Origin of the sequence: Paenibacillus sp. An7, assembly GCF_009870785.1 — a bacterium.
GTDB lineage: Bacteria > Bacillota > Bacilli > Paenibacillales > Paenibacillaceae > Paenibacillus.
Map to the genome: position 1 here is coordinate 1 of NZ_WTWX01000064.1, position 1,814 is coordinate 1,814.

Genomic DNA, 1,814 nt, shown 5'->3' on the forward strand with positions numbered 1-1,814 from the left:
GAAAGATGGACGGAGGAGGCGGAGTCAAGAACGGTGTAGAATATACTATCGAAGCTCTTCCTGTTGTCGAGTCCTTTTTTGTAGGGGACAAGAGTTTGATGAAGAACTACAAAGAAGTTTATCCAGAAGACGAAATGGAACAAACAAAGTAAACAACATTATTAACTAAAGCAAGAGCAACGCGATATGTACGCTGCTCTTTTTTAATTAACAATGTTATAAATAAAAGCAAAGGATTTCAATTTTCAGACCATTTTATACATACTTGAAATTTACCAACTGTTAAAATATGTTTTTTTGTGATAAAATAGGAACATACGTTCTATAAATAAGAATAGCCATCTAGGAACTCCTAATCACAAGCATAGTTGCAGAAGGGGAGATCAGCAGTGGAAAAGCAAGATTTTATGGTTGAACGGTTTCGTAGTGAAGTCTATCGGATTGGTTGGCGTCTGCAGTATCACGAAAAGAAACAACGAAAGCAGGAACTATCTTTATTTAATGGCACTCCTGAGGCATCATACCGCACGGACAATTGGGATAGTAGAATCCTGGTTAAAGACCTTCTTTTAACACTGCCAAAACAAGGTAGAACTATTCTTTACAAACTTTATGTCGAAGATCTAATAGAAAAAGAAGTAGCTTTGCAGTTAAATATGAGCCAGCAGGCGGTGAACAAATGGAAGAGAAAGATGCTACAACAGTTATTACAGACCGTGAATTTTTAAAATTGCTTCAAGAAGCGAGACAGAAAGAATCGGAAGCTATGCTACAGATTATTGAATTGTATCAGGATGATATCGAAAAAATCAGCAATTCCATACGTATTCCGAAAGAAGATGCCAAGTCACATATCATTGTTGAATTGCTTGAGTATATTCAAAGCGAAAAGAATGACTGGCTAGTGAAGCGCCAGGGTGATCGTCATCGCACACAAAAGTATGCTTTGCCTATAGAATGAACAATACAAGTAGTTTTAATATGTAATATAGAGGGGTGCTGACAATGACATTTCGATGTTGGCACTTTTTTGTTATTATCATGCTGTCGAGGGACGAAAACATGGTCCCATTGAAGTCGCTATTTTAGCGGCTTTTTTGTTTTATCGGTACAAGTTCTTGTCACGAGCCAAGGACAAGAACTTATTCCCATTACCGATCAGACGAATATCTAAGTTAAGGTGGTAAGTTTCTTTAGAATGACTGAAACGCTAAAGGCTGCTTTATGGTCAAGGGACCAGCTTCATTGCTCTAAAGTATATTGAACAGGAACTGTGTTCCCATTCAATGGCTATAACAAGCTCATCAATAAGTACTCTAGCAAAGAATTGGAGAGGAAATGTACTTTTGATCAAAGGGTATACCGAGTTGTCGAGGGACAAGAACATGGTCCCATTGAAGTCGCTATTTTAGCAGCTTTTTTATTTTATCGGTACAAGTTCTTGTCACGAGCCAAGGACAAGAACTTGTACCGATTGCCGGAATGGACAAGAACATAGTCCGATTACCGATTAGATGGAATTACAGCGTGTGGAAAACCACGGGGGTGAGTTAGGTGAATGGATGTATAATAGTAAAAGTGAGAAATCTAGATACCTGTAATTTAATGCAGTAAGCTAATGGATTCAATTATTGCTGAGCCAGAAATCACTATATAATGCTTGTATTAAAGACTGATAATTGTGAAGCTGATTTATTTTATCGCTCTATTGGATTTTCAAAAAAGCTTGACTCACAAAATGAAACCATTTTCTAGAGTTAAACTCCCTCGAAATGATTTAAATAACTCACTCTGGCTCATGAATTCGCAGGATT

Annotated in this window: 2 protein-coding genes; both read left to right on the forward strand. The window is 37.3% G+C overall.

Going from position 1 to position 1,814, the window contains the following annotated elements; all coding sequences use genetic code 11:
* Positions 1-389: 389 nt before the first annotated feature.
* Positions 390-728, forward strand: a complete 339-nt coding sequence (locus tag GQY27_RS21140; RefSeq protein WP_236570686.1) for a sigma factor-like helix-turn-helix DNA-binding protein — start codon at positions 390-392, stop codon at positions 726-728.
* Positions 680-961 (forward strand): hypothetical protein, encoded by a 282-nt coding sequence (locus tag GQY27_RS21145; protein ID WP_160037238.1) that lies wholly within the window; start codon positions 680-682, stop codon positions 959-961. Before GQY27_RS21140 ends, GQY27_RS21145 begins: the two co-directional genes overlap by 49 nt.
* The last annotated feature ends 853 nt before the right edge of the window (positions 962-1,814 follow it).